Raw genomic sequence first — 24,851 nt, 5'->3', positions numbered from 1 at the left:
ATGAAAAAAGAAAAATTTTTACAAGAAGCCTTAAGTATTCCTAACCTTTTAAGTTACTTGCGGCTTATAATGATTCCACTTTTTATTTGGACTTATTTTACTGCGACAACGACCACAGATTGCTTAATAGCTGCTGGCATCTTAGTTTTATCTGGAATAACAGATTTTTTAGATGGCTTTATTGCTAGAAGGTACAACCAAGTCACAGAACTCGGTAAATTTATTGATCCATTAGCAGATAAACTTACACAAGCGTCCATTGTGCTGTGTCTTGTTTTTCGTTACAATATGGCGTTCTTGTTAACAATCATTTTTGTTGTAAAAGAAGTGACACAAGGTTTAAGTTGTTTATTCTTATATCGTAAAGGTAAAAAGTTAAATGGCGCACTATGGTATGGAAAAGTTTCTACTGCAGTATTTTATTTTGCAATGATTATTTTAATCGCAGTACCAATGCTTAGTACAACTGTTGTTAACCTATTGATCTTAATAACAATGGGTGTTTTGATTTTTGCTTTTATTATGTACATGATTATCTTTATACGCATGAATAAACAGTAATACATACTTGACAAGTTGGTAAATATATGTAATGATAAGCCGACAATATCAATAATAATCCACTTATAAGGTGCTTGAAAAAGCTTAATAGGGAAAGTTAAAAGCTGCAGCCCCCGCTACTGTTACTAGGGACGAAGGTGAAAATGCCACTGTAAGGTTACTTATGGTAAGGCCACCGGAGGATGAACTACGAGCCAGGAGACCTGCCTTATAAGTTAAACGTATTCTTTCGGAGGGAAAGACGTATGCTTTACAAGTTAATTCTGTACGCCTATTCAAGTTAGTAGAAGGAATATTCTGCTAACTTTTTTTATTGTAAAAAATTAAAGGAGAATTATATGCATAAACCGAGAGTGATGTTTCAAGGAACAGCTTCATCTGTTGGAAAAAGTGTACTAGTCGCAGGGCTATGTCGTGTACTTCATGAAGATGGATATAAGGTAACACCTTACAAATCACAAAATATGAGTTTGAACTCTTATATTACTGAAGAAGGTAAAGAAATGGGGAGAGCACAAGTGATGCAGGCAGAAGCCGCTGGTATTAAGCCCCATGCACTTATGAATCCTATACTGATTAAACCAACTGGTGATATGAAAGCGCAATATATTATCGAAGGTGAAGTTTTTAAAGATATGACAGCTATGGAATATCAACAGTTTAAGCCAGAACTTAAAAAGCGTCTTAAAACATTATATGAAAAATTAGAAGATGATTTTGATGTGGTTGTTTTAGAGGGGGCAGGTAGTCCGGCAGAAATCAATTTAAGAGAAGGAGATATCGTTAATATGGGGATGGCAGAACTTATTGACTCCCCAGTAATTTTAATTGGCGATATTGATAAGGGAGGCGTATTTGCGTCTTTAGTTGGAACCCTTATGCTTTTATCTGAAGAAGAACGTAAACGTGTTAAAGGTGTTGTCATTAATAAGTTTAGAGGTGATCTTGAAATCTTAAAGCCAGGACTTAAGATGTTAGAAGATATCATTCATATTCCAGTTTTAGGTGTGATCCCTTACTTTAAATTAGCTTTAGAAGACGAAGATAGTGTAAGTACTGTTTTTGAGCAACATCCAAGTACACTAGAAGAAAAACTTATTATTAAGATTATAAGGCTTCCACATCTTTCTAATTTTACAGATTTTAATCGACTATTTGCTTTAGAAGGAGTAGCTGTAAGTTATGCATCCAAGCCTCATGAGCTAGAAGATGCAGACTTAATCATTTTGCCAGGATCAAAAAACACAATCGATGACTTGAACTTCTTGAAAGAGGAAGGTTTTGTGCCTATTTTACATAGGCATAAAGCAGCAGGTAAAACATTGTTTGGTATTTGTGGCGGTTATCAGATGCTAGGTCGTAAGTTGTATAATCCAAGCTTAATGGAAACAACCATAAGAGAAGTAGAAGGTCTAAATCTTCTATCTATTGATACACAATTTGAAACTGAAAAGACCATGACACAAGTAAAGGGATATATAGTAAGTGACAAGGGCCATTTAAAAGGGTGTTTAAACCAACCGATAGAAGGGTATGAAATTCACATGGGTCAAACCATTTGGTATGATGAAAGTCTTGTACCTTTTGTGGCATTAAACGAAACATTAGGAAGTGCAGACCATCGTATAGAGGGTTATCATGATCCAGATGCATTGGTTTATGGTACTTATATACATGGTATTTTTGACAAACTCAGCTTTACACTCCCATTTTTAAATGCACTAGCCTGTGCCAAAGGGCTTGGAGCAGACAGCATTAAGCTTGCTGGAAGTACACATACCGATTATGCTGCTTTTAAAGAAAGTCAATATAGTCAATTAGCTAATTTATTAAGAGATCATTTAGACCTCGAAACAATTTATTCCATTTTATTTAAATAATTTATTACATCTTAGGAGGACATATCCCATGAAAAAAAGAAAATTTTTACAAGCATTCCTTATTGCAAGTTGCATTAGTTTAAGTTTAGTAGGTTGTACAAGTAATGAACAACCAACACCTGTACAAAATGAAACAGCACAAGACAGTGCAGAAGATACATCAGTAGAAGAAAGTACCCCAGAAGTAGCCACTTACCCAGTAAGTATTGTAGATTCTACAGGTACAACAATTACATTAAATGAAGAACCACAAAAAATCGTTTCATTAGCACCAAGCACAACAGAAATCTTAGGTGCTCTTGGTGTAACAGATAAAGTAGTAGGTCGTACGAAATACTGTAACTATCCAGAAGCTATTACAGAGGCACAAGATGTAGGAGGCACATCAAATCCAAACGTTGAAACAATCGTTGCCCTACAACCTGATCTTGTTGTAGCATCTACTCATGTTTCAGATGAAGTCATTAGCAAATTAAGAGAAGTAAATATTCCAGTAGCATTCTTAAATGAACAAGAAAACTTTGAAGGCACTTATTCAGCAATCGAAAATATTGGTTTACTTGTAGGTCGTACAAAAGAAGCTGAACAAGTTGTTGCAGGAATGAAAGCACAAATTGAAGAAACGATGAATAAAGTTAATGCTTTAAATAAAGAAGTTAAAACTCGCGTTTACTATGCAGTATGGTATGGAGATAGCGACTCAACAGCAGGTGGTGATACATTTATTGGTGAAATGATCACATTAGCAGGTGGTGATAACGTTGCTAAAGATGTAGAAGGATGGAGTATCTCAAAAGAAAAAATCGTAGAAGGTGATCCAGATATGATTATTGTACCAGCTGGAAATGGTCTTAAAGAAGCTTTTGAAACAACAGAGTTCTACAAAGATTTACGTGCAGTACAAGAAGGACATATTTATGAAATTAATCAAGATATGATATCAAGACAAGGTCCTCGTCTTGCAGAAGCTTTCAGCAAACTTGCTCAAATCATTAATCCAGAATTACAATAGTGTGTGACGGTTATGAAAAAACCACAAAGTGCCAAGACCTTTTATAAAATTTATGGCATCCTTGCGGTAGTAACCCTTGTGCTTGCCATTCTTTCTATTGCAATTGGAGCTTCTAGAATCCATCCTTTTGATGTATGTAAAGTATTATTTTATAGTTTACTCGGAGGAGACTATAAAGAGTTAGTGGATGCTGGGCAGTTAATGGTGATTATCCAATTGCGTATTCCACGTATTTTAATGGCCCTTTTAACAGGAATCAATTTAGCTGTAACTGGCGCGATTTACCAAGCCTTATTTAAAAATGATATGGCGGACCCTTTTATGCTAGGAATTTCATCAGGGGCTTCATTAGGCGCTGGAATTGGCTTTATGTTAGGCGGGTTTTCACCTCTCTATGCATTTTTAGGTGCATTAGTTGCCAATATACTTGTCAATACCCTAGCAGGGACAAAAGGGAAGACGTCTACCATTAGGCTTCTATTATCAGGTCTTGCCATTAATTATTTCTTTTCAGCTATCTTATCTTTAATAAGAACTTATTCGGATAATAAAAACTTAACCTTATTTGCTTGGGGAATGGGCTCACTTAGTGGAGCCTCTTACCCACGTGTTTTATTACTAAGTCTTCTTACCTTTCCTATTTTGTGTTGTTTCTTCTTTTATCGTAAAGAACTTAACTTGTTATTGATGGGAGAAGATGCAGCCAAAGCTATGGGGGTAGATGTGTTAAAACTTAGAAAAGTTTTCTTGATTCTAAGTAGCTTACTTATTGCGACAACCGTAAGTTTTACAGGAACCATTGGTTTTGTAGGGCTTATTATTCCACATATGGTAAGACTTTTATTTGGAGCAAATTATCGTAAGACATTACCCATTACGGGGCTATTAGGCATGATTTTTGTTCTATGTTGTGATAATCTATCTAGGGCACTACTTGGGTCTTCGGAAATTCCAATAGGGATTATTACCTCCTTATTTGGTGCCCCATACTTTATGTATTTAATTTATAAAGAACGTAAAAGGAGCATGCTATGATTAAGGTTCAAAATTTGTCTTATCAGATTGGAGATAAACCTATTTTAAAGGACATATCTTTAACTTTTAAACCGCATACGATCTACGGCATTATTGGACCTAATGGTGCAGGGAAAAGTACATTACTTAAGCATATGATGCGTATTATTGAACCTTCTTCCTCTACAGTGTTTTTAAAAGATCAAGATGTCACGAAAGTAAAAGTCAAAGAATATGCCAAACAGTGTAGCTTTGTTTTTCAAGAAAATCCAAGAGATCTAGACTTTACAGTTGAAGAAATGATCGCTATGGGACGTTATCCTTATTTAGATTATATGGGACATACAACAAAAGCTGATGAAACAGTGATTGAACGTATTATTCATGAATTATCATTAGAAAAGCTACGTGAGCGTTCTATGCTTAACTTAAGTGGAGGAGAAGCTCAGAAAGTTTTTATTGGCCGTGCTTTAGCCCAAGAGACACCTATACTTTTATTGGATGAGCCTATTTCTATGCTAGATGTGCATAATAGTGTAGAGTTGTTAAATAGACTAAAGACTATTAAAGATCAACATCAATTGACCATTATTATGGTGATTCATGATTTGAATTTAGCTTTTCAATATTGTGATGAAATTGTTTTACTCAAAGAGGGAGAGGTGCTCCTTGCTGCATCTAGACAAGAGGTATTAGAAAGTGAGATACTACAACAAGTGTATCATCATCGTCTAAAGATTATTCACGATCATGGGAATACTTATGTTGTTCCTAGAGCAAATGAGAAGGAGGCTTAAGATGATTCTTATATTAGGAGGCGCCAGAAGTGGCAAAAGCTCATATGCTGAAGAAAAGGCAAGAGTACTTAATGAAACATTAGGTGGAGATGTACTTTATGTGGCAACATCTATTGCTTTTGATGAGGACATGAAGGACCGTATCAAGAAACATCAAGCTTCACGTCCCAGTCACTGGCATACATTAGAGCAATACAAAGATTTTGAGACATTAAGTGAACAGCCTGATTTTATTGGGGCAAATGTAGTAATGATGGATTGTGTAACTTTAATGGTTAGTAACTTATTATTAGAATATCAGGTAGACTTTGATCATGTCGATCGCGGCACAATTGATCAAATGGAACAAGATATTACAAAACAGGTATTAGCATTTGTTTCTGCCTGTAAAAAGGCCAACAAGGCATTTATTCTCGTATCTAATGAAGTAGGGTTAGGCATCGTACCAGCCTACCGTTTAGGTAGTATTTTTAGAGATATTGCTGGACGCATTAATCAACTTTTAGCAAGAGAAGCTGAGGAAGTTTATTTCTTAGTTTCTGGTATCCCTATGAAAATAAAATAATTTTAACTTTCCCCAAAAGATTGGTCTAAAAATATAACGCTTATTATAAATATATTATTAGAGTTTAAATGGTCAGGGGGAAGAGCATGAAACAATGCATTGAAAAAAAACAATGTATAGGTTGTAAGCATTATATGGAAAATCGTTATCATTATTACACACATGATAATCGTGTGGTTGAGTATCATGTGCATGAATGCCAGAGACAACAAGGCATAGGTCACACCACAGATGAAATAAAGTGTAAGAGTTTTGAAAAGAAAAAGAGATTTTAGGCTAGAACCTAAAGTCTCTTTTTCTTTACTTTTGAAAACGATTTAATTATAATGTTAATTGAAAAAATTTGACTAGATGGTGAGAGACATGATAAAAATTGCAATTTGCGAAGATGATTCGCAGGAGCGAGCAAAATTACGGCGATATATTACAGCATTTGCCGCAGAAAGAGGCGCAGAGCTTAGCGTCGATGACTATGCAAGTGGTGAAGCATTTTTAGAACAATGGGATGGTGCCCATTACCATGTATTGTTCTTAGATGTTTATATGGGTGGAATGACAGGTATTGAATTAGCTAAACATGTTCGTACAATTGATGAAAAGGTCATGATAATTTTTGTTACATCTGATACAAGTCATGCATTAGAAGGATATAAGATCCACGCCTATGACTATATTATAAAGCCTATACAGCATATAGACTTTATACATACGTTGCAAGATATTATGAATCATATTCAAGTAGATGATGAACCCGCCTTTATTTTCCCTACAACTGGCGGAGATTTAAGACTCAAGCTTAAAGATATCTATTATATAGAAAGTAATATACGTAAGACGAATATCTATTTAGATGGTGAACAGTATACATGCCAATATAATATTAATACCCTGGAAGAAAAACTTTTAAAGTCTGGTTTTATACGTACCCATCGTAGTTTTCTTGTAAATATGGCAAGGTTAAAGCTGATTAAAGGAAATGAAGTTTTTTTAGAAAATGGACAAACTGTCTTTCTAAGTAAGTATAAACAAAAAGAAGTAAAAGTAAGATTTATGCACTATTTAGGAGGAACACCATGAATATAATCATCCTTTTAAAGCTTGGGACAGTAGTAGTAGGCTTAGTTGAATTGGTTGTTTCTTGTAGAATTGCAAACCTTTTACTAGAAGAGAAAAATAAAGAAGACGTTAATAAATGGCAATTAATAATAGCTATAGGCTTAATTATTTTAGTGATGGGTATGTGTAATATTGTAATAGGACCATCTCCTATAACGGCTTTGAGTGTCTTAACTTGTTTTTTTCTTTTTCATTTATTACTTTATAATGGAAGTATTGGAAAGAGACTTTTGGTTGTAGCATTATGTGGTATTATAATTTCTCTGAGTGATGTAGCTGCTATTATGTTGTTTGGTAAATATAGATTACTGTATCCCCCAGCATCTCTTGTTTACGAAACTTATTGGACATTAATGGGTATAGGGAGCAAGGTCATTTGCTTTATGGTGATTAATACCATTTACCGTATTGTAAAACGTAAGGAAAAGGGCTTTACACCTGTAGAACTTGTTTTACATGTAGCACCTATTATTACCCTTTATACGATTGATTTAGTCATTCAATGTAATATACAAAGTATAAGTTTTAATGTGGCTAATGCAGTGAGTTCAGTACTTATAAGTATTGGGCTATTATTAGTGAATATTTTAACGTGGTCTGTATTTGATACTTTAATAAAGAATGAACGTGAGAAACAATTTTATTTAATGTGTCAAGAAAATGTTAAACAACAGTATGAGTTTTATCGTAACCAAGAAGCTAAGGAAGAGGCCACTAGACGTATTTGGCACGATATTCATAACCATCTCCAATGTGTTCACGATTTAATTCGTGAAGGGTATAGCACTGAAGCTAATCAGTATTTACATTCTTTAGAGAAAGATATTGCTATGTTGCGTGGACAGATTAGAACTGGGCATCTTATTATAGATGCGATTTTAACAGATAAGTATGGTATGGCGTTAGCTTATGATATAAGCATGGTCATGAAAGTGGATGGACAGCTTCTAAATGCCATACAAGATATAGATTTATGTGTCATCTATAGTAATTTAATTGATAATGCCATTGAAGCCTGCCGAAAAAATGATATTAAAAGTCGTGAAATTCTCATTATTACTAAACAGATCAAACAGTATATAGCTATTGAAGTGATGAATAGCTGCAATGGTAATATTATTGAGAAAAATGGAAGATTTATAACAACAAAGACGTCTTCAACAGGACATGGAATAGGTTTATCCAATGTACGTCATGTTATAGAGAAGTATGAGGGAGAAATGAAAGTGAACTATAATGCAACAACTTTTAATGTTCAAATCTTTCTTCCTCTTACTAAAACAGTCTAATTATGTATGATTTTGGTCCAATCATGTCAGAAGTATTGAATGGTGATAATCCCTATGGTATATTTTAGTTACAGATATCTGAGCACACTTGTAACAAATAAATGTAACAAAAGTAAAAACGTAATGGGTTTATGCTATTTAGTCAAAATATGATCGGATACGAATAGAAGGCGTAGGGACCCTTCTATTCAAAAGTAAAAAAGTGGCGGGGGCCACTTTTTTTTATCTTTTTATTTTTTTCCTTAAGTAAATATGTTATACTTTTTAAGAAAAATAGGTATTTAAGGAGTGGAATAATGGAAAGCTTTAAAACAAAAGGTGTATGTGCGAGCGAAATTCAATTTGAAGTAGAAAATAATATGATTAAATCAGTACAATTTATTAATGGGTGTCCAGGTAATACACATGGTGTAGCTGCTCTAATTAAAGGGATGGAAGTTAGTGAAGCAATTGAACGCCTTAAAGGTATTGACTGCCGTGGACGTGGAACATCTTGTCCAGATCAACTTGCAAAAGCATTAGAACAATTTGTACAAGAAAAGTAGAGTGATTCTACTTTTTTTATTGTCATAATATATATGATAATGAGCTAATTTTTCTTGAAAGGATTACAGACTATGAATATCATCGTTCAAAAATTCGGGGGAACCTCAGTTGCTACACCAGAGGCAAGGGGCCAGGTTATACAAAAGATACTTAAAGCAAAAAAAGAAGGAAAATCACCTGTTGTTGTGGTTTCGGCAATGGGAAGAGTGCCATCACCATATGCTACAGATACCCTTTTACAATTTGTAAAAGATGAGGCGGGTGAAATCAAAGATAGAGAATATGATTTACTTCTTTCTTGTGGAGAAATCATCTCAGCCGTTACGATTGCAACGATGCTTCAAGCAGCAGGTTATGATGCAGTTGCACTAACAGGTGGCCAAAGTGGTATTATTACAGATGGTGTACACAAAAGTGCAGATCTTTTATATGGAAAATCTGATGCACTTGTAGGATATGTAGAAAAAGATATCATTCCAGTTGTTGCAGGTTTCCAAGGTATGACTGTAGAAGGTGAGATCACGACACTAGGACGTGGTGGAAGTGATACAACAGCAGCAATGCTTGGTGGATTAATAGGTGCTGAGTCTATAGAGATTTACACGGATGTAGATGGTATTATGACAGCAGATCCAAGAGTTAGTGAATGTGCAAGTATTATTCCTGCTATTACGTATAACGAAATTTTCCAAATGGCAGATAGTGGTGCTAAGGTAATTCATCCACGTGCGGTGGAATATGCAATGCGTGCCAATATTCCACTTATTATTAAGAATACTTTTAGCGATGAGCCAGGTACAGCGATTGTACAAAGTGTGAAGAAAAGTTATCCATCTCAAACTGTTAAATTAATCACAGGTGTTGCACATCGTTTGAATCGTATTCAATTTAAAATCACAGAAAAGCTTGATGCAGACTGTGATTTATTAGAATGTATGGCTAAAGAGCATATTAGTATTGACCTTATTAATATTTTCCCAGAGTATAATGTCTTTACAATTGACGGCGAAGATAAAAATAAATTAGAAGCAATCCTTAAAAAAGATGGCTATGAATATACAATGGTAGAAGATTGCTGTAAAGTTACAGTGATTGGAGAACGTATGACAGGTGTTCCTGGTGTTATGTCTCGTATTATGAAAGCACTTAACAAAGAAGGCATCCAAGTACTTCAAACAGCGGATTCATTAACAACAATAGGTTGCTTAATTCGATCAGAACAAGTAAGCCGTGCCGTTACAGCACTTCTTTTAGAATTTAATATCTAGATGTATAAGCCTCTCTTTTTTTTGCATACTAAGTTTAAAAAGCAAAATAAAGAGAGGCTTATTTTAATGAAAAAATCACAATTTCTTAACGAAGATGGACCAAAACAACCTCAAGAAAACAAACCAAAAAATGAATCTACACAACAAAATGAAAATACTTCAGCCAATGATACCAACAATGAAATAAAGGAATTTGGACAACTCCCTACAAGTAAAGAAGAAGGTAGCGGTATACACTGTATTACAATCATTGGACAAGTAGAAGGCCATGTAAGTATGCCACCACAAAATAAGACAACAAAATATGAGCATCTTATTCCGCAATTAGTAGGTTTATCCGATGATCCAAAAATAAAAGGTGTTCTAGTTGTACTTAATACTGTAGGTGGTGATGTAGAAGCAGGGCTTGCGATTGCAGAACTGATTACTTCTTTTGAAAAGCCAGTCGTTTCACTTGTGTTAGGAGGGGCACATTCTATAGGGGTCCCTATTGCAGTATCTAGTGACTATGCCTTTATTACTCCAAGTGCAACTATGACCATTCATCCTGTACGTATGAATGGAACAGTATTAGGTGTGGCACAGACATTTGAGTATTTTGATCAAATGCAAGAGCGTATTGTAGAATTTGTATCAAATAATTCTGGTATTTCTTCAGAACGTTTTAGAGAATTGATGCTAGATACAGGCAAGCTTGCAAAAGATATGGGAACTATTCTTGTTGGCAAACAAGCAGTAGAAGAAAAAATTATTAATGAAGTAGGAGGGCTCAAAGAAGCACTTCACAAATTGCACCAATTGATAGAAGAAAAAGAAGGTGATAAGTAGTGATTCATTACGCTGTTCAACCTATTTATATACCACCAGAAGCATCGCCAGATTTTCATATTTTAGATTATATGGGCTATGAAGTGGTTGCATGTAAAACAGAAGAAGGGTTTATACTAGATAGAATATTTTCTACAAATCCTGGAGATTTTTTAGTAGATTCGCTCCAACCTGGAACTTTATTGCAAAATAGCCTTATCAATAAAATTATTCAATGATATAATGATAGATGTATATGGGATTTTTCCTTTATACATCTATTATTTTTTATAAGCTTTATGCTTGTAGACTGTTCAAAGGGGTTTATACATATGAAAAAGAAAACGACTAAGAAGTCGTCAGCATCTAAGAAAAAGACACAAAAGTCTAAGGCTCTTGGTACTGACTTAACAAGTGAGGTTATAGGGGTCACTTTAATTGGCTTTAGTATTTTGATTATTGCAAGTGTATTTACCAATCAAGTTGGTCTTATAGGGACAGGTATTAAAAGACTGTTTATAGGATTACTTGGAATAGGAGGTTATATTTTACCTTTTGGTATGATTATTATGGGATATTACTATATTAAACATCGTTTAGACAAAATGTTTGATTTCCTATTTTATACTATTCCATTATTGATCATGCTTGTTTGCTTTTTCCACCTTATAAGTTATGGAGATCATTCTACTTTAGCATTATGGAGTTTGGATTACTTTAAAACAGCTTCTTATTTAAATGGTGGTTACATAGGTGCACTGATTGGACAAGTTTTCTTAACCTTATTAGGTTTACTAGGGAGTTATATTGTTCTTTTTGTATGTTTTGGTGTTTGGATTTTGATTGCAACCAGATTTCCTATTCTAAGCTGGCTAGGTGAAACTTTCGAAGAGGTTAGATCAAAAATTCAAGAAACCTTAGCAAATCGTGAATGTAGACCTAGAAAAGAGAAGAAGGCTAAGCAACCTACACGAGAAATTCTTGTATCAGAAGGAGATCTTACCTATGAAGAAGCAAGATTTGAAGAACCTAAATTTGAACATCCACCTATTTACTTAGGTGTAGAGCCTGTAAAAGAACCTCCATTAAATGAGGCATATGAAGAAGCAGCAACTTATGAGGAACCTATGATTTACAACGAACCTGAAGTAGAAAAATCTATGTCTAAACCTAATCATCATGAGCAAGAGATGAAACATCTGATGACAGATCCTGAAGCGCCTGTAAGTAGTGTGTTTGATGCAGATGAGGAAATGGATGGTTCTTTACACCATGAAATACCTTATACATTTCCTTCTATTCAATTACTTAAGAAAAGTGAGGCAACAGCACAAAAAAGCAGTTCTCGTGCTTCCTTAGGTAATGCGAAGAAGCTAGAAGAAACTCTTCTAAGCTTTGGCGTAGAAGCAAAAGTAACACAAATTCATAAAGGTCCAACAGTTACACGTTATGAACTTCAACCTAAACAAGGGGTTAAAGTTAGTAAGATAGTTAATCTAGCAGATGATATCGCCTTAAACTTAGCAGCATCAGGTATACGTATTGAAGCACCTATTCCAGGGAAAGCTGCTGTAGGGATTGAAGTACCTAATGAATCTAGTGAAATTGTTTATTTACGTGATGTCATCGATACAGACCAATTTACAGCTTTTCCATCTAAACTTGCTTTTGCCTTAGGGAAAGACATAGGTGGTAAACCAATCGTTGCGGATATTGGTAAAATGCCACATATTCTCATAGCTGGTGCCACTGGTTCAGGAAAAAGTGTTTGTATCAATACACTGATTACAAGCATTCTCTATAAGGCTTCTCCAGATGAAGTTAAACTAATTATGATTGATCCTAAAGTAGTAGAACTTAATGTTTATAATGGGATTCCGCATCTTTTGATTCCTGTTGTAACTGATCCAAAGAAAGCTGCCGGTGCACTTTGCTGGGCAGTAAATGAGATGACCAAACGTTATCAACTCTTTGCCGATAATAATGTACGTGATATGAAAGGGTATAATAACAAGGTAACAGACCCATCACAAAAAATGCCAAGCATTATCATTATCATCGATGAGCTTGCAGACCTTATGATGACAGCCGCAAAAGAAGTAGAAGATGCGATTTGTCGTTTAGCGCAAATGGCACGTGCTGCTGGTATTCACTTAGTTATTGCAACCCAACGTCCTTCAGTAGACGTTATCACAGGGGTTATTAAAGCCAATATTCCTTCAAGACTTGCCTTTGCTGTATCATCTGGTATTGACTCAAGAACCATACTAGATACTAATGGTGCAGAGAAACTCTTAGGTAAGGGAGATATGCTGTTCTGCCCAATTGGTGAATCAAAGCCTTTACGTATTCAAGGGGCTTTTGTTTCTGATCAAGAAGTTGAAAGTATTGTAGAGGCTGTTAAAAATACAAGAACAGCTCAATATGAAGAATCTGTTATTGAAAGCATTGTAGCACCACCCGTTGCCATTGAAAGCTCAGATGAGGATGAACTCGTTGTTGAAGCAATTAACTTAGCAAACGGTAAAGACAAACTCTCTATATCTATGTTACAAAGATATTTTAGAATAGGCTTTAATAGAGCATCTAGATTAATGGAAACATTAGAAGCAAGGGGCGTTGTTGGCCCAGATGAAGGGAGTAAACCTAGAAAGGTACTAAATACTACACCAATTACAAAAGGAGATGAATAGAATGTTTAAATCTGATATTCAAATTGCACAAGAAGCTGTTATGGACCCGATTAAAGAAGTTGCTAAAAGAGCTGGTATACCAGAAGAAAGTCTTGAACTTTACGGAAACTATAAAGCAAAACTCTCACACGAATTGTTCGAAAATGTTAAAGACAATAAAGATGGCAAGCTCATCCTTGTTACAGCAACCAATCCAACACCAGCAGGTGAAGGCAAAACAACCATTACAGTTGGGCTTGGACAAGCACTTTGCAAACTTGAACAAAATGCAATTATTGCACTTCGTGAACCATCTCTTGGACCTTGTATGGGTATTAAAGGCGGAGCAGCAGGCGGAGGGTACGCACAAGTTGTACCTATGGAAGACATCAACTTACACTTTACAGGGGATATTCATGCAATTGGTGCTGTAAATAACCTTTTAGCATCTATGATTGATAATCATATTCACCAAGGTAATGTACTTGAAATTGACCCAAGAACAATCACTTGGAAACGTTGCGTAGACCTTAATGACCGTGCGTTAAGAGATATTGTAGTAGGTCTTGGTGGTATGCTTAATGGTATTCCTCGTCAAGATGGCTTCATGATTACTGTAGCATCAGAGATCATGGCTATTTTATGTCTTGCAACAGATTTAATGGATCTTAAACAAAAACTTGGTGATATTATCATTGGTTATAGCTACTCAGGTAAGCCTGTAACAGCACGTGATTTAAATGCACAAGGTGCTATGGCTGCACTCTTAAAAGATGCGATTAAACCAAATCTTGTTCAAACATTAGAACATACGCCAGTTCTTATGCATGGTGGACCATTTGCAAATATTGCCCATGGATGTAATAGTGTGCGTGCAACAAAACTTGCGCTTAAACTTGGTGATATTGTTGTAACTGAAGCTGGATTTGGTGCAGATCTTGGTGCAGAGAAATTCTTTGATATCAAATGCCGTAAAGCAGATTTAAAACCAGATGCAGTTGTCCTTGTAACAACAATCCGTGCCCTTAAATACAATGGCGGTGTAGCAAAAGAAGACTTAAAAGAAGAAAATTTAGAAGCACTTCAACAAGGTATTGTAAACCTTGAAAAACATATTGAAAACGTACACAAATTTGGTGTACCGGTGGTTGTAACACTTAACCAATTCATTACAGATACAGAAGCTGAAATTGCTTTTGTTAAAGAAAAATGCGAAGCACTTGGTTGTGACTTTGCACCAGCTAAGGTTTGGGAACATGGTGGAGAAGGAGGTATTGAACTTGCTAAGAAAGTACTTGAAGTACTTGAAACAAAGCCAAGTGAATTTAAATACCTTTATGATGATGCTTTAAGCATTAAAGAAAAAATTCACACCATTGCAACTCAGATTTATGGTGCGAAAGATATAGCTATTGAAGCAAATGCAGCAAAATCTATTGCACGTATTGAAAGTCTTGGCCTTGGTCATCTTCCAGTATGCATGGCGAAAAACCAATACTCCTTATCTGATGATCCAAAAGCATTAGGAAGGCCAGAGGGCTTTACAACAACAATCAAAGAAGTTAGGATATCAGCAGGAGCTGGATTCATTGTAGCCCTTACAGGTAACGTAATGACTATGCCAGGTCTACCAAAGAAACCAGCAGCGGAAGCAATTGATATTGATGAAAAAGGTGTTATTACAGGTTTATTCTAAAGATCAGAAAAGAGGGATAGTATATGGAGACAAAAATCATAGATGGTGCTCTTATCTCTACCCAAATCAAAGATGAACTCAAAGAACAAGTTCTAGTATTGCAAGACCAAGGTATTTATCCTGGTCTTGCAGTTGTTTTAGTAGGGGAGAATAGTGCGTCAAAAGTATATGTTGGAAACAAGAAAAAAGCATGTGAGCATGTAGGTATTAAATCTTTTTCTTATGAGTTACCAGAAGAAACAAGTGAAGAAAGTTTATTAGAGCTTATTGAAACACTTAACGCAGATGAAAATGTTCATGGTATTTTAGTACAATTACCATTGCCACGTCATATGGATGAGCAAAAAGTAATTGCAACCATTGCACCATATAAAGATGTAGATGGTTTCCATGTAGCTAACACAGGTGCACTTTTAGTAGGAGCGCCTGGATTTGTAAGCTGTACACCAGCGGGGATTATGGAGCTACTCAAACGTTATGATGTAGAATTAACAGGTAAAAAATGTGTTGTAGTAGGAAGAAGTAATATTGTTGGTAAACCAATTAGTTTGCTTTTATTACGAGAAAATGCTACAGTAACTATGTGTCATTCAAAAACAAAAAATTTACAAGAAGAAATAAAACAAGCAGATGTGCTTGTAGTGGCTGTTGGTGTAGCTAAAATGGTTACAGGAGATATGCTTAAGGAAGGTTGCGTTGTCATCGATGTAGGTATGAACCGAGATGAAAATGGCAAACTTTGTGGTGATGTAGATTTTGCATCTTGTGAAGGGATTGCAAGTCTCATGACACCTGTACCAAGAGGCGTAGGTCCTATGACTATTGCTATGCTGATGCACAATTGCGTACAAGCAGCCATGAGGAAGGAGAAATGAATTTGAAACATACAATTGCCTTTGTATCTTTAGGATGTGACAAAAACTTAGTAGACAGCGAGCATATGTTAGGCCTCTTAAATGCAGCAGGCTTTACACTTATTGCAGATGAATCTGAGGCAGAGGTCCTAGTAGTTAATACATGTTGCTTTATTGAAGATGCTAAAAGAGAAAGTATCGAACAAATATTAGAAGTTGCTAAATATAAAGAAGAAGGTGCATGTAAAGCCCTTATCGTAACAGGATGTATGGCGCAACGTTATAAACAAGAAATTTTAGATGAAATGCCAGAAGTTGATGCGGTAGTAGGAACAACTTCTTATGACAAAATTGTTGAAACAGTTTCTGAGGTGCTTAAAGAAAACGGTGTTAAAGTTCAAAACTTTGATACAATTGACCGTGAACATATTGAAAATATGCCACGTATCTTAACAACAGCAGGTTACTTTGCTTATATGAAAATTGCAGAAGGCTGTGATAACAAGTGTACTTACTGTATTATCCCATCTCTTCGTGGTAAATACCGTTCACGTCCAATGGATCAACTTGTAAATGAAGCAGAACGTCTTGCAAAAGATGGTGTAAGCGAACTCATCTTAGTTGCTCAAGATACAACTTTATACGGAACAGACTTACCGGGTGATGAAACGTTAGCAAAACTTTTACGTCGCCTTGGACAAGTAGAAGGTATTGAATGGATTCGTATTCTTTACTGTTATCCAGAAAATATTACAGATGAACTTATTGAAGAAATCAAAACAAATGATAAAGTGTGTAACTATTTAGATATTCCAATTCAACACGCGGCAGACCCAGTTCTTAAACGTATGGCAAGAAAGAGCACAAATGCAGAGCTTATTGCTAAAATGACAAAATTACGCAAAGAGATTCCAGGTATGGCGATTCGTACAACTTTAATTGTAGGATTCCCTGGAGAAACAGAAGAAGACTTCGAAGTACTTTGCAACTTTGTAAAAGAAATGCGTTTTGACCGTTTAGGTGTATTTACTTATTCACAAGAAGAAGGCACACCTGCTGCACGTCTTACAGAGCAAATTGATGAAGAAGTTAAAGCAAAACGTAAAGATATTATTATGGCGATTCAACATGAAATCTCAGAAGCTTTAACACATGAAAAAGTGGGACAAAAAATGCGTGTACTCATTGAAGGTAAACTTACAGGCGAAGATGTTTATATCGCACGTTCTTACCAAGATGCACCTGAAATAGATGGACAAGTATTCATTCCATTTGAAGGTGAGTTAATTTCTGGTGATTACGTAGACGTAGAAATTACTGAAGCAAGTGATTACGATTTAATTGGGGCTTTAATCTAACAAGTTCACAAAGAATGGGGATGAAGTTATGAATATTGCTAATCAACTTACGTTAGCAAGAATACTATTAGTGTTTGTTTTTATGGCTGTGATATGGAATCCATGGCTAAGCTTGCCGGTTACTTTATGGATCGCACTTGCTATATTTGTGATAGCAAGTTTCACTGATTTTTTGGATGGTTATTTAGCTCGTAAATATAACCTTGTAACCAATCTTGGAAAGTTTATGGATCCTTTAGCAGATAAAATGCTTGTAACAGCTGCTATGATTGCGATTGTTGACAAAGGTACAGTCCTTCCAGCAGGAATTTTACCAGCTTGGATTGTTGTAATCATTTTACTTCGTGAATTTGCAGTATCAGGCTTGCGTCTTGTAGCTGCTAATGAAAATATTGTCATTGCAGCAGGTTCACTTGGAAAGATTAAAACAGTTGTGCAAATGATCATGATTATTGTATACTTAGCTCCAATTCAGTTAAGTATTTGGCCATTGATTGCTACTTTATTAGCTTATGCAGCATTAATTTTAACTGTTGTCTCAGGTGGGCAATACATTTGGGATAATCGAAAAGTATTCAAAAGCGAAGCAAAGTCTAAATAAAAACTAAATTTACATTCTAAAATAAGAGGTTGATTGGAAGATTCCGATCAACCTCTTATCTATTTAGCAGTACTTATGCTGTATTAAGAATGGGTAGACAGTATAAATTTAGGACACTTGTGGAAGAATTTAACTATAAATGAAGTTGTACAAAAGTGAATAGCTCTTAGAGAGACTAGAGAAAAGAAAAAAGTTGATAAAAAACATTGCATTTCGACAGCATTCTTGTTATTCTATAAAGGTTGCTAAAAAACAACTAAGATATAAATTTATGCGATTCAAATAGATTAAATCAAACGAAGGAGGACGCTATGCATTATCATACCATTGTTATAGGTGCTGGACCAGCAGGGCTTTTTGCTGCGGGTCAAATAGGAAAATCGGGTAGAAAAGTGCTTGTTTTAGAGAAAAATGCACAGGCAGGTAAGAAGTTATTAATATCAGGAAGTGGGCAATGTAATTTTACGCATAGTGGTCCTATTGAACATTTCTTTACACGTTATGGTGATCATGAGAAGTTTATCAAAGGTGCACTTACTCGTTTTACCAATGAAGATACTATTCGATTTTTTGAACAGGCAGGAATAAGTAGCGAAACAAGAGAAAATGGTAAGGTCTTTCCTAAAAGTTCAAAAAGTATAGATGTATTGAATGCTTTATTGATGGTGTGTAAGAAATGCAATGTAGAAGTAAAATACAATCAAGGCGTATCACATATTGAACGCTATGATGGTATTTTTACGTTGGAGACACAAGATGGCGAACGTTATTTAGCAGATCATGTGGTTGTCGCAACAGGCGGAAAATCTTTCCCTCATCTAGGAAGTACGGGAGATGGTTATCGGTTAGCAAGTGCTTTAGGACATACAGTTGTTGAACCTAGGCCAGCACTAACTTATGTAACAACTCATGAGCGTACCTATTGTGCACTTTCAGGTATATCTTTTAAAGATGCAGGCGTTACTTTGTGGCACGAAAACAAGAAACAAGTAGAACGCCATGGAAGCTTACTTTTTACACATAAAGGGCTCTCTGGTCCAGTTATTTTAGATGCTACAAGATGGATGATGCCAGGGGATCAACTCACAGTGAACTATCTTTATCCTATGACTTATGAAATGGTACGTGATCAATTTGCAAAAGAAATTCCTGAGCGTGGAAAAGAAGGGGTATTAACTTATTTAAAGCAATTTGATACACTTACACGTAGTTTTTGTGAGACGGTTTTAGAACATTTAGGTATTCCAAATGACCAGACCTGTGCAAGACTTTCTAAAAAGGAAAGGGAGATGCTTGTAACAGAACTGACAAGATGTACCTTTAATCTTTCAGGTATTGGTGGAATGAATTCTGCTATGGTAACAGCCGGTGGTATTTCTCTTAAAGAAATTAATCCAACTACAATGGAAAGTCGTAAACAAAAAGGTCTTTATTGTATTGGAGAAGTGTTAGATATTGACGGTGATACAGGTGGGTACAATATACAAGCAGCTTTTTCAACAGCTTATGTATGTGCAACCCATTTAGCTAAATAATAGAAGATATACAACTATAAAATGGGCAATTATTTCCAGGATGGAGTAATTGCTCATTTTATTTTGGCTATTTTTTATTTTCTTAATTCGGATAAGGGTATGTACGTGTGTTTTTGTAATTTTATATGTAAGATAGCTAGAACATCTTTAAAATATTTAGATGATATTCCAAAATTTGAAAATAGCACTTGCTTTTATCCTATCACTCACGTATAATTGTATACAATCATACAGAATACAAACGGAGGGAAATATATGAAGAAATCACTAGGTTTATCGAGCAAAATTTTTATTGGACTTCTGGCAGGGGTAGTGCTAGGAATTATTATCCAAATGGGACAATTTAATGGGCTACTAGAATATGTGATTCAGCCTATAGGAACGATCTTCCTTAATTTAATGAAGATGGTTATTGTACCACTAATTTTATGTACATTAGTTTCAAGTATGACTCATGTAGGGGATATGAATCGTTTAGGTCTTATGGGTAAGAAAACACTTACATATTATATGACAACAACAGTTTTAGCAGCATGTATTGGAATGACTCTTGCACTTATTATGAAACCGGGTGTAGGTGTGCTTCTAGGAAATGCAGAAGCACCTGTTATTCAAACAACAAATTTAATGAGCTTAATCGTTGATATTGTACCAAGTAATCCATTTAAAGCCTTAACAGATGGTAATACACTTCAAGTTATTATTTTCGGAGCCTTTGTAGGTGTAGCAATTAATAGTTTAGGTGAAAAAGCGAGTGCAGCAAAAGTACTCTTTACAAATTTCTCTGATATTATGTACAAAATCGTTGAAATGATTATGCGTATTACACCAATTGCTGTATGTGCACTTATTGCAGATGTTGTAGCAACAAATGGTTGGAGTGTACTTGTTTCATTAATTAAATTAATTCTTGTAATTTTTATTGCATGCCTTGTACAATGTTTCTTTGTATATGGAATGAGTGCAAAAATCTTTGCAAAAATGAATCCAATGCAATTTATTAAAAGTATTTTACCAGCACAAATGCTTTCATTCTCAACAGCAAGTAGTGCTGCAACTTTACCGGTATCACTCAAATGTGCAAAAGAAAACTTAGGTGTTAAACAAGAAGTTGCACAATTTGTTCTTAATATAGGTTCAACAATCAATATGGATGGTGGTGCAATTTACCAAGCTGCTTGTGCGGTATTTATTGCTCAAATCTATGGTATTCAACTTTCAGGAAGTCAATTAATCATTCTAATTGTTACAGCATCTTTAGCATCAATTGGTGCGGCAGCAATTCCTGGAACAGTAATTGTTATGATGACAATGGTACTTTCGTCAATTGGTCTACCACTTGAAGCCATTGCACTTATTGCTGGTGTAGATCGTATACTAGATATGATGACTACATCAGTTAATGTAACAGGTGACTTATCAGCTTGTCTCTTTGTATCAAGTACAGATGAAACAATTATCATGACAGATGATGAAGCTGTTATAGAAGCCTAATCTTTTTAGTCCTTTATCTTTTATCTATTTAAAGGAATTATATATAAACACCGAGGAGCTGAGACCTCGGTGTTTTTTTATAAAAAAATATTTTAAACCTGAATTGACTTTAAATGGTAATAATTTTACAATTTATTCTTGGATTTTAAATAGAGAATTTACACAAACTAGACATATAAGATTATTTCATAGAAATCTAACTTTCTACAATTAGGAAGTTGATGAAATGAATATAGAACTGGCATATTAAAATTAAGAATGGAGATGATTTTAAAGTGAATCCTTTTTTAGAGAAACCTATCAAAACAGATAATTTATTTAAAGATTGGAAGAAAATTTATCCAAAGCCTTATAATAAAAATGAAGTAGATCCCTATACAAAAACCCGTATCATTTTAATGAATGGTACGGAATATGAAGCAGTATGGTTCTCGCATAATTTTTCAAGACACTGTACGAATAATGAATTACGGAGAGAAATTGCTGTAACTAGGAGAAGTGAACAGCAACAACAAAAAATGATCAGTGTTCTTAAACCAGCAGATGAATCTATTCTGGAGACTACTATAAGTTATGAACAACTTGCAGTAGATCTTACAGCAAGACTCGCACAAAGAGAACCTGATAAACATGTGAAGATGGCTTTAGATTTTGCTTTGCTAGAAGATTTTGATCACCTTTATCGCTATTCAGATTTATTAGAAATGGAAAAAGGAATTAAAGCTGAACAATTGGTAGGGCATTATACAGAAATTATGCCAGGAAGACCTACTATATCAGAACATCGATATCCAGCTGATAATATTAGGGCATGTGTAGATTTTTGTAAAGCCGATCCTATTACTAAACTTAATATTGGTATTATTACGGCTGCAGAACAGCAGACAATGAACTATTATATGAATATAGCAGGTTTTTATGACTCAGATAGGGGTAGAAGCTTATATCAGGAGATTGCACTTATTGAAGAGCAACATGTTAGTCATTATGGTAGCTTACTTGATGCAAAAATGACTTGGCTTGAAGGTCTTTTACAGCATGAATATACAGAGTGTTATTTATACTATTCTTGTTATGAAGATGAAACCGATCCATATATTAAGAAAATATGGGAACAACATTTTATTGAAGAAGTAAATCATTTACATCAAGCTGCGAATCTACTCAAGAAATATGAAAATAAAGAATGGCAACAAATTATTCCTGATGGATGTTTTCCACAACTATTAACATTAGGTGAAAATAAAGAATATGTAAGAAATGTTTTAGGAACTACAGTACAATTAACTTCCATAAAAGATAATTATCCTAATGTATCAGAATTATCCTCTGAATCAGAGTTCTATAAATTCCAAAATACTTTAAATCATGATGTTGATCAAGTTCCGAGTCACAGAGTTATTCATGATTATATTTGTCAAAAAGGTCGAGACTATCGTTATGAGGATAAGGAAAATCCTATATATGAATTAAGGGATAGAGCTGCTGATAATACAAGTGTAGGAAGATAAACAAAAAGCAATATTTTCTAAACTACCTTTATCTATAGTACATGGATAAAGGTAGTTTAATTTTGTTTAAATATCTTCATTTGTTTAAATCTTTATTGTACGATCTTATCTAGAAAGTGATGATTCTCTTTAAATTTATACTTGAGTTTGCTTTATTAAAGAATTTGATTTATATCACATTGGCTATATCACTGATGATAGAAATAGTTAGAAAATTCATACCTCTACTTTTTTATTATTTCTTTTTATCCCCATTTTACTTTTTAATCCTTTCTTCTATCCTTTTATCAACTTCTTATTTTTAAATTAAAAACCCACCACAGATAATACATAATTATCTGTGGTAGGTTGTGCTAATTATATCCACTATGCTAATATATAAATAATAGTTAACTTTGGTTAACTATGTTGAAAATAAAAGAGTTAACTATAAAATATATAGGTTAACCTGGATAGAATAAGGTTAACCTTAAAAGGAGAAATATAAATGGCAGATGTAACATTTGGTGTAAAGGTACCAGAAGAGATGAAAAATGAGTTAGCAGAGATGATGAAAAACACTCAACTAACAGGGAAAGAGTTTATGAGTGTGTTATTGAGTGCCTATAAATTAGAACGTCAAAAACAGTCTGAAAGTGTATTGGTTCAAGATATAGATGAATTGCAAAGACTATTAAATCGTATTCAAAATATGTATTTAAATATGGGTGAAAGGGTTAACCTTTTAGTAGAAGATCGGGTAAATGAAGTAGAGGAGCTGTTAAGTGAAAAAGAAAAAGAAAAGATTGCTTTATTAGAGAAACAAGAAATGTTTAAAGAGACATTAAAAAAGTTAGAAGAAGAAAAGGAAACTGAGATAAAAGCTTTAAAGGAAGAAAAGAAAAACCTAGAAGCACAGATTTGTGGATTAAAAAAAGAAAAAGAAGGGTTAGAAGAAGTTGTTAAAGAACAAAAACAACAAATGAAGCAACATCATGTACTATGCGACAAGTATGAAGAAGAAATCGAACGCTTAAAAGGAGAAAATAGTAAATGGGAGCGCTTAGAAATAGAAATAGAAGAACGTACTAGTGAAAATGAACGTTTACAAGTACGTAACGATGAAATTGCATCAGAACTTTGGTTTAGTCAAAGAGAAATAGAAAAAAGTAAAGAAGTACTTCGATTAGAGATAGAAAAATATACACAAGAATTAGCTACCGTTAAAGAAAAGTATGAATTAGAACTTAAAAATTCCTTACTAGAACAAAATATTATATTTAATGAAGAAAAGACAAAAATACAAGAAAAATATTATAGCGATATGCAACAACTTCAGACAAAAATACAACAAATTTTGTTGAATAAGGAAAATGAGAAAGAATAATGTTGAAATGAATAGGCATAGGTGGTATACTCTTTGATTGGAAAAGGAGTGTATAAAATGGCAAAAAATTATTTAGCACCAAATGAGATTTTAGATTACACAACAGATGCAGGTGTTGCAAAAGTTAATCGTACGGTACTTGCAATTTTTTTAATGGCAGTTATGGCGGGTGTTTATATAGCACTTGGGGCGTTAGCTTCATCAACTGCAGCACATGCTATTCATGATAAAGGTGTAGCAAAACTTGTAACAGGTGCAGTATTCCCAATAGGGTTAATGTTTGTTGTACTTAATGGAGCAGACCTTTTTACAGGTAACTGTCTGATTGTCTTATCTACTTTAGAAAAACGTACAAGAGTAATTGACTTCTTTAAAAACTTAGTGATTGTACTTGCTGGTAATTTTGTAGGTGCAGTATCTATTGCTTTCTTGCAAGCAAATACAGGTTTGTTTAGAATGAGTGATGGTGGCTTTGCAGCTTATGCTTTAAAAACAGCCATTACAAAGTCGAATTTACCTTTTACTGAAGCACTTTGTTTAGCAATCATTTGTAATATCTTTGTATGTGCTGGTATTTGGATGATTTACTCAGCAAAAGATGTAACAGGTAAGATATTAGCAGGTTTCTTCTCTATTTTTGCATTTGCAATTAGTGGAGCAGAACATATTGTAGCTAATATGTACTATGTTCCAGTTGGTTTATTTATTAAAATGAATCCAGAACTTGTAGAAATGTCAGGAGTAGCTGCAGATAAGTTAGATACTTTAACTTGGGGAAACTTCTTTGTCAATAATGCAATTCCAGTTACGATCGGAAATCTTATCGGTGGGGTATTTATTGGGGTTATGTACTATGTAATCTACAAAAAATGCACAAAACCTGCTCAATAATAAGAAAGTAAGGGCTGT

23 protein-coding genes and 1 riboswitch are annotated in these 24,851 nt (G+C 34.5%); all 23 genes read left to right on the top strand.

Annotation, left to right across the window (positions count from 1 at the left end):
- The 23 genes from BN2390_RS14170 to BN2390_RS14060 all read left to right on the top strand — a co-directional run bounded on the left by BN2390_RS14170 (nucleotide 1) and on the right by BN2390_RS14060 (nucleotide 24,833).
- Complete coding sequence (locus BN2390_RS14170; protein WP_053984977.1) at nucleotides 1–561, top strand: CDP-alcohol phosphatidyltransferase family protein; 561 nt, start codon at nucleotides 1–3, stop codon at nucleotides 559–561.
- Nucleotides 562–612: 51 nt separating this feature from the next.
- Nucleotides 613–786: riboswitch (cobalamin riboswitch) on the top strand.
- 113 nt (nucleotides 787–899) lie between these two features.
- A complete protein-coding gene (locus BN2390_RS14165; protein WP_053984976.1) occupies nucleotides 900–2,441 on the top strand; it encodes a cobyric acid synthase in 1,542 nt (513 codons plus the stop codon).
- Between the two features lie 28 nt (nucleotides 2,442–2,469).
- On the top strand, nucleotides 2,470–3,453 hold the full coding sequence (locus BN2390_RS14160) for an ABC transporter substrate-binding protein (RefSeq protein WP_053984975.1): 984 nt from the start codon (nucleotides 2,470–2,472) through the stop codon (nucleotides 3,451–3,453).
- Between the two features lie 12 nt (nucleotides 3,454–3,465).
- Nucleotides 3,466–4,488, top strand: a complete 1,023-nt coding sequence (locus BN2390_RS14155; protein WP_053984974.1) for a FecCD family ABC transporter permease — start codon at nucleotides 3,466–3,468, stop codon at nucleotides 4,486–4,488.
- Nucleotides 4,485–5,264, top strand: coding sequence for an ABC transporter ATP-binding protein (locus BN2390_RS14150; RefSeq protein WP_053984973.1), 780 nt, complete (start codon nucleotides 4,485–4,487; stop codon nucleotides 5,262–5,264). The genes BN2390_RS14155 and BN2390_RS14150 overlap by 4 nt, the downstream gene beginning before the upstream one ends.
- A 1-nt stretch (nucleotide 5,265) precedes the next feature.
- On the top strand, nucleotides 5,266–5,829 hold the full coding sequence (gene cobU / locus BN2390_RS14145; protein WP_242847678.1) for a bifunctional adenosylcobinamide kinase/adenosylcobinamide-phosphate guanylyltransferase: 564 nt from the start codon (nucleotides 5,266–5,268) through the stop codon (nucleotides 5,827–5,829).
- An 86-nt stretch (nucleotides 5,830–5,915) separates the two neighbouring features.
- Nucleotides 5,916–6,104, top strand: a complete 189-nt coding sequence (locus tag BN2390_RS14140; protein ID WP_053984972.1) for a hypothetical protein — start codon at nucleotides 5,916–5,918, stop codon at nucleotides 6,102–6,104.
- Between the two features lie 88 nt (nucleotides 6,105–6,192).
- The gene (locus BN2390_RS14135; RefSeq protein ID WP_053984971.1) at nucleotides 6,193–6,906 is read left to right on the top strand and encodes a LytR/AlgR family response regulator transcription factor; all 714 of its coding nucleotides are present in this window, start codon (nucleotides 6,193–6,195) and stop codon (nucleotides 6,904–6,906) included.
- Nucleotides 6,903–8,234 (top strand): sensor histidine kinase, encoded by a 1,332-nt coding sequence (locus tag BN2390_RS14130; protein ID WP_053984970.1) that lies wholly within the window; start codon nucleotides 6,903–6,905, stop codon nucleotides 8,232–8,234. Before BN2390_RS14135 ends, BN2390_RS14130 begins: the two co-directional genes overlap by 4 nt.
- A gap of 296 nt (nucleotides 8,235–8,530) precedes the next feature.
- The gene (locus tag BN2390_RS14125; RefSeq protein WP_053984969.1) at nucleotides 8,531–8,779 is read left to right on the top strand and encodes a TIGR03905 family TSCPD domain-containing protein; all 249 of its coding nucleotides are present in this window, start codon (nucleotides 8,531–8,533) and stop codon (nucleotides 8,777–8,779) included.
- Nucleotides 8,780–8,851: 72 nt separating this feature from the next.
- Nucleotides 8,852–10,048, top strand: a complete 1,197-nt coding sequence (gene dapG / locus BN2390_RS14120; protein ID WP_053984968.1) for an aspartate kinase — start codon at nucleotides 8,852–8,854, stop codon at nucleotides 10,046–10,048.
- A 66-nt stretch (nucleotides 10,049–10,114) separates the two neighbouring features.
- Nucleotides 10,115–10,876 (top strand): ClpP family protease, encoded by a 762-nt coding sequence (locus BN2390_RS14115; RefSeq protein ID WP_082238795.1) that lies wholly within the window; start codon nucleotides 10,115–10,117, stop codon nucleotides 10,874–10,876.
- Nucleotides 10,876–11,094, top strand: coding sequence for a YlzJ-like family protein (locus BN2390_RS14110; protein ID WP_053984967.1), 219 nt, complete (start codon nucleotides 10,876–10,878; stop codon nucleotides 11,092–11,094). The genes BN2390_RS14115 and BN2390_RS14110 overlap by 1 nt, the downstream gene beginning before the upstream one ends.
- A 93-nt stretch (nucleotides 11,095–11,187) precedes the next feature.
- The gene (locus tag BN2390_RS14105) at nucleotides 11,188–13,548 is read left to right on the top strand and encodes an FtsK/SpoIIIE family DNA translocase (protein ID WP_053984966.1); all 2,361 of its coding nucleotides are present in this window, start codon (nucleotides 11,188–11,190) and stop codon (nucleotides 13,546–13,548) included.
- A gap of 1 nt (nucleotide 13,549) precedes the next feature.
- The gene (locus BN2390_RS14100) at nucleotides 13,550–15,223 is read left to right on the top strand and encodes a formate--tetrahydrofolate ligase (RefSeq protein ID WP_053984965.1); all 1,674 of its coding nucleotides are present in this window, start codon (nucleotides 13,550–13,552) and stop codon (nucleotides 15,221–15,223) included.
- Between the two features lie 23 nt (nucleotides 15,224–15,246).
- On the top strand, nucleotides 15,247–16,098 hold the full coding sequence (gene folD / locus BN2390_RS14095) for a bifunctional methylenetetrahydrofolate dehydrogenase/methenyltetrahydrofolate cyclohydrolase FolD (protein WP_053984964.1): 852 nt from the start codon (nucleotides 15,247–15,249) through the stop codon (nucleotides 16,096–16,098).
- A complete protein-coding gene (rimO, locus tag BN2390_RS14090; RefSeq protein ID WP_053984963.1) occupies nucleotides 16,095–17,435 on the top strand; it encodes a 30S ribosomal protein S12 methylthiotransferase RimO in 1,341 nt (446 codons plus the stop codon). Before folD ends, rimO begins: the two co-directional genes overlap by 4 nt.
- 28 nt (nucleotides 17,436–17,463) lie before the next feature.
- Complete coding sequence (pgsA, locus tag BN2390_RS14085; RefSeq protein WP_053984962.1) at nucleotides 17,464–18,036, top strand: CDP-diacylglycerol--glycerol-3-phosphate 3-phosphatidyltransferase; 573 nt, start codon at nucleotides 17,464–17,466, stop codon at nucleotides 18,034–18,036.
- 311 nt (nucleotides 18,037–18,347) lie between these two features.
- A complete protein-coding gene (locus BN2390_RS14080; protein WP_053984961.1) occupies nucleotides 18,348–19,571 on the top strand; it encodes a BaiN/RdsA family NAD(P)/FAD-dependent oxidoreductase in 1,224 nt (407 codons plus the stop codon).
- Between the two features lie 255 nt (nucleotides 19,572–19,826).
- A complete protein-coding gene (locus tag BN2390_RS14075; RefSeq protein WP_053984960.1) occupies nucleotides 19,827–21,065 on the top strand; it encodes a dicarboxylate/amino acid:cation symporter in 1,239 nt (412 codons plus the stop codon).
- A gap of 275 nt (nucleotides 21,066–21,340) precedes the next feature.
- Nucleotides 21,341–22,576 carry a hypothetical protein gene (locus BN2390_RS14070; RefSeq protein ID WP_053984959.1) on the top strand — a complete coding sequence of 412 codons (1,236 nt, stop codon included), beginning with the start codon at nucleotides 21,341–21,343 and terminating at the stop codon, nucleotides 22,574–22,576.
- Nucleotides 22,577–23,063: 487 nt separating this feature from the next.
- Nucleotides 23,064–23,942 carry a hypothetical protein gene (locus BN2390_RS14065; protein WP_053984958.1) on the top strand — a complete coding sequence of 293 codons (879 nt, stop codon included), beginning with the start codon at nucleotides 23,064–23,066 and terminating at the stop codon, nucleotides 23,940–23,942.
- Between the two features lie 57 nt (nucleotides 23,943–23,999).
- Complete coding sequence (locus BN2390_RS14060; RefSeq protein ID WP_053984957.1) at nucleotides 24,000–24,833, top strand: formate/nitrite transporter family protein; 834 nt, start codon at nucleotides 24,000–24,002, stop codon at nucleotides 24,831–24,833.
- The last annotated feature ends 18 nt before the right edge of the window (nucleotides 24,834–24,851 follow it).

The organism is Niameybacter massiliensis (assembly GCF_001282685.1).
In the GTDB taxonomy this organism is placed as follows: domain Bacteria; phylum Bacillota; class Clostridia; order Lachnospirales; family Cellulosilyticaceae; genus Holtiella; species Holtiella tumoricola.
The sequence above is the reverse complement of the archived record's forward strand: the minus strand, read 5'-3'. Positions and strand labels throughout refer to the sequence as shown.

Bases quoted from the DNA above. Each gene is read 5' to 3' on its own strand.
- BN2390_RS14170 (WP_053984977.1), top strand. From the start codon at position 1: ATGAAAAAAGAAAAATTTTTACAAGAAGCCTTAAGTATTCCTAACCTT.
- BN2390_RS14165 (WP_053984976.1), top strand. From the start codon at position 900: ATGCATAAACCGAGAGTGATGTTTCAAGGAACAGCTTCATCTGTTGGA.
- BN2390_RS14160 (WP_053984975.1), top strand. From the start codon at position 2,470: ATGAAAAAAAGAAAATTTTTACAAGCATTCCTTATTGCAAGTTGCATT.
- BN2390_RS14155 (WP_053984974.1), top strand. From the start codon at position 3,466: ATGAAAAAACCACAAAGTGCCAAGACCTTTTATAAAATTTATGGCATC.
- BN2390_RS14150 (WP_053984973.1), top strand. From the start codon at position 4,485: ATGATTAAGGTTCAAAATTTGTCTTATCAGATTGGAGATAAACCTATT.
- cobU (WP_242847678.1), top strand. From the start codon at position 5,266: ATGATTCTTATATTAGGAGGCGCCAGAAGTGGCAAAAGCTCATATGCT.
- BN2390_RS14140 (WP_053984972.1), top strand. From the start codon at position 5,916: ATGAAACAATGCATTGAAAAAAAACAATGTATAGGTTGTAAGCATTAT.
- BN2390_RS14135 (WP_053984971.1), top strand. From the start codon at position 6,193: ATGATAAAAATTGCAATTTGCGAAGATGATTCGCAGGAGCGAGCAAAA.
- BN2390_RS14130 (WP_053984970.1), top strand. From the start codon at position 6,903: ATGAATATAATCATCCTTTTAAAGCTTGGGACAGTAGTAGTAGGCTTA.
- BN2390_RS14125 (WP_053984969.1), top strand. From the start codon at position 8,531: ATGGAAAGCTTTAAAACAAAAGGTGTATGTGCGAGCGAAATTCAATTT.
- dapG (WP_053984968.1), top strand. From the start codon at position 8,852: ATGAATATCATCGTTCAAAAATTCGGGGGAACCTCAGTTGCTACACCA.
- BN2390_RS14115 (WP_082238795.1), top strand. From the start codon at position 10,115: ATGAAAAAATCACAATTTCTTAACGAAGATGGACCAAAACAACCTCAA.
- BN2390_RS14105 (WP_053984966.1), top strand. From the start codon at position 11,188: ATGAAAAAGAAAACGACTAAGAAGTCGTCAGCATCTAAGAAAAAGACA.
- BN2390_RS14100 (WP_053984965.1), top strand. From the start codon at position 13,550: ATGTTTAAATCTGATATTCAAATTGCACAAGAAGCTGTTATGGACCCG.
- folD (WP_053984964.1), top strand. From the start codon at position 15,247: ATGGAGACAAAAATCATAGATGGTGCTCTTATCTCTACCCAAATCAAA.
- rimO (WP_053984963.1), top strand. From the start codon at position 16,095: ATGAATTTGAAACATACAATTGCCTTTGTATCTTTAGGATGTGACAAA.
- pgsA (WP_053984962.1), top strand. From the start codon at position 17,464: ATGAATATTGCTAATCAACTTACGTTAGCAAGAATACTATTAGTGTTT.
- BN2390_RS14080 (WP_053984961.1), top strand. From the start codon at position 18,348: ATGCATTATCATACCATTGTTATAGGTGCTGGACCAGCAGGGCTTTTT.
- BN2390_RS14075 (WP_053984960.1), top strand. From the start codon at position 19,827: ATGAAGAAATCACTAGGTTTATCGAGCAAAATTTTTATTGGACTTCTG.
- BN2390_RS14065 (WP_053984958.1), top strand. From the start codon at position 23,064: ATGGCAGATGTAACATTTGGTGTAAAGGTACCAGAAGAGATGAAAAAT.
- BN2390_RS14060 (WP_053984957.1), top strand. From the start codon at position 24,000: ATGGCAAAAAATTATTTAGCACCAAATGAGATTTTAGATTACACAACA.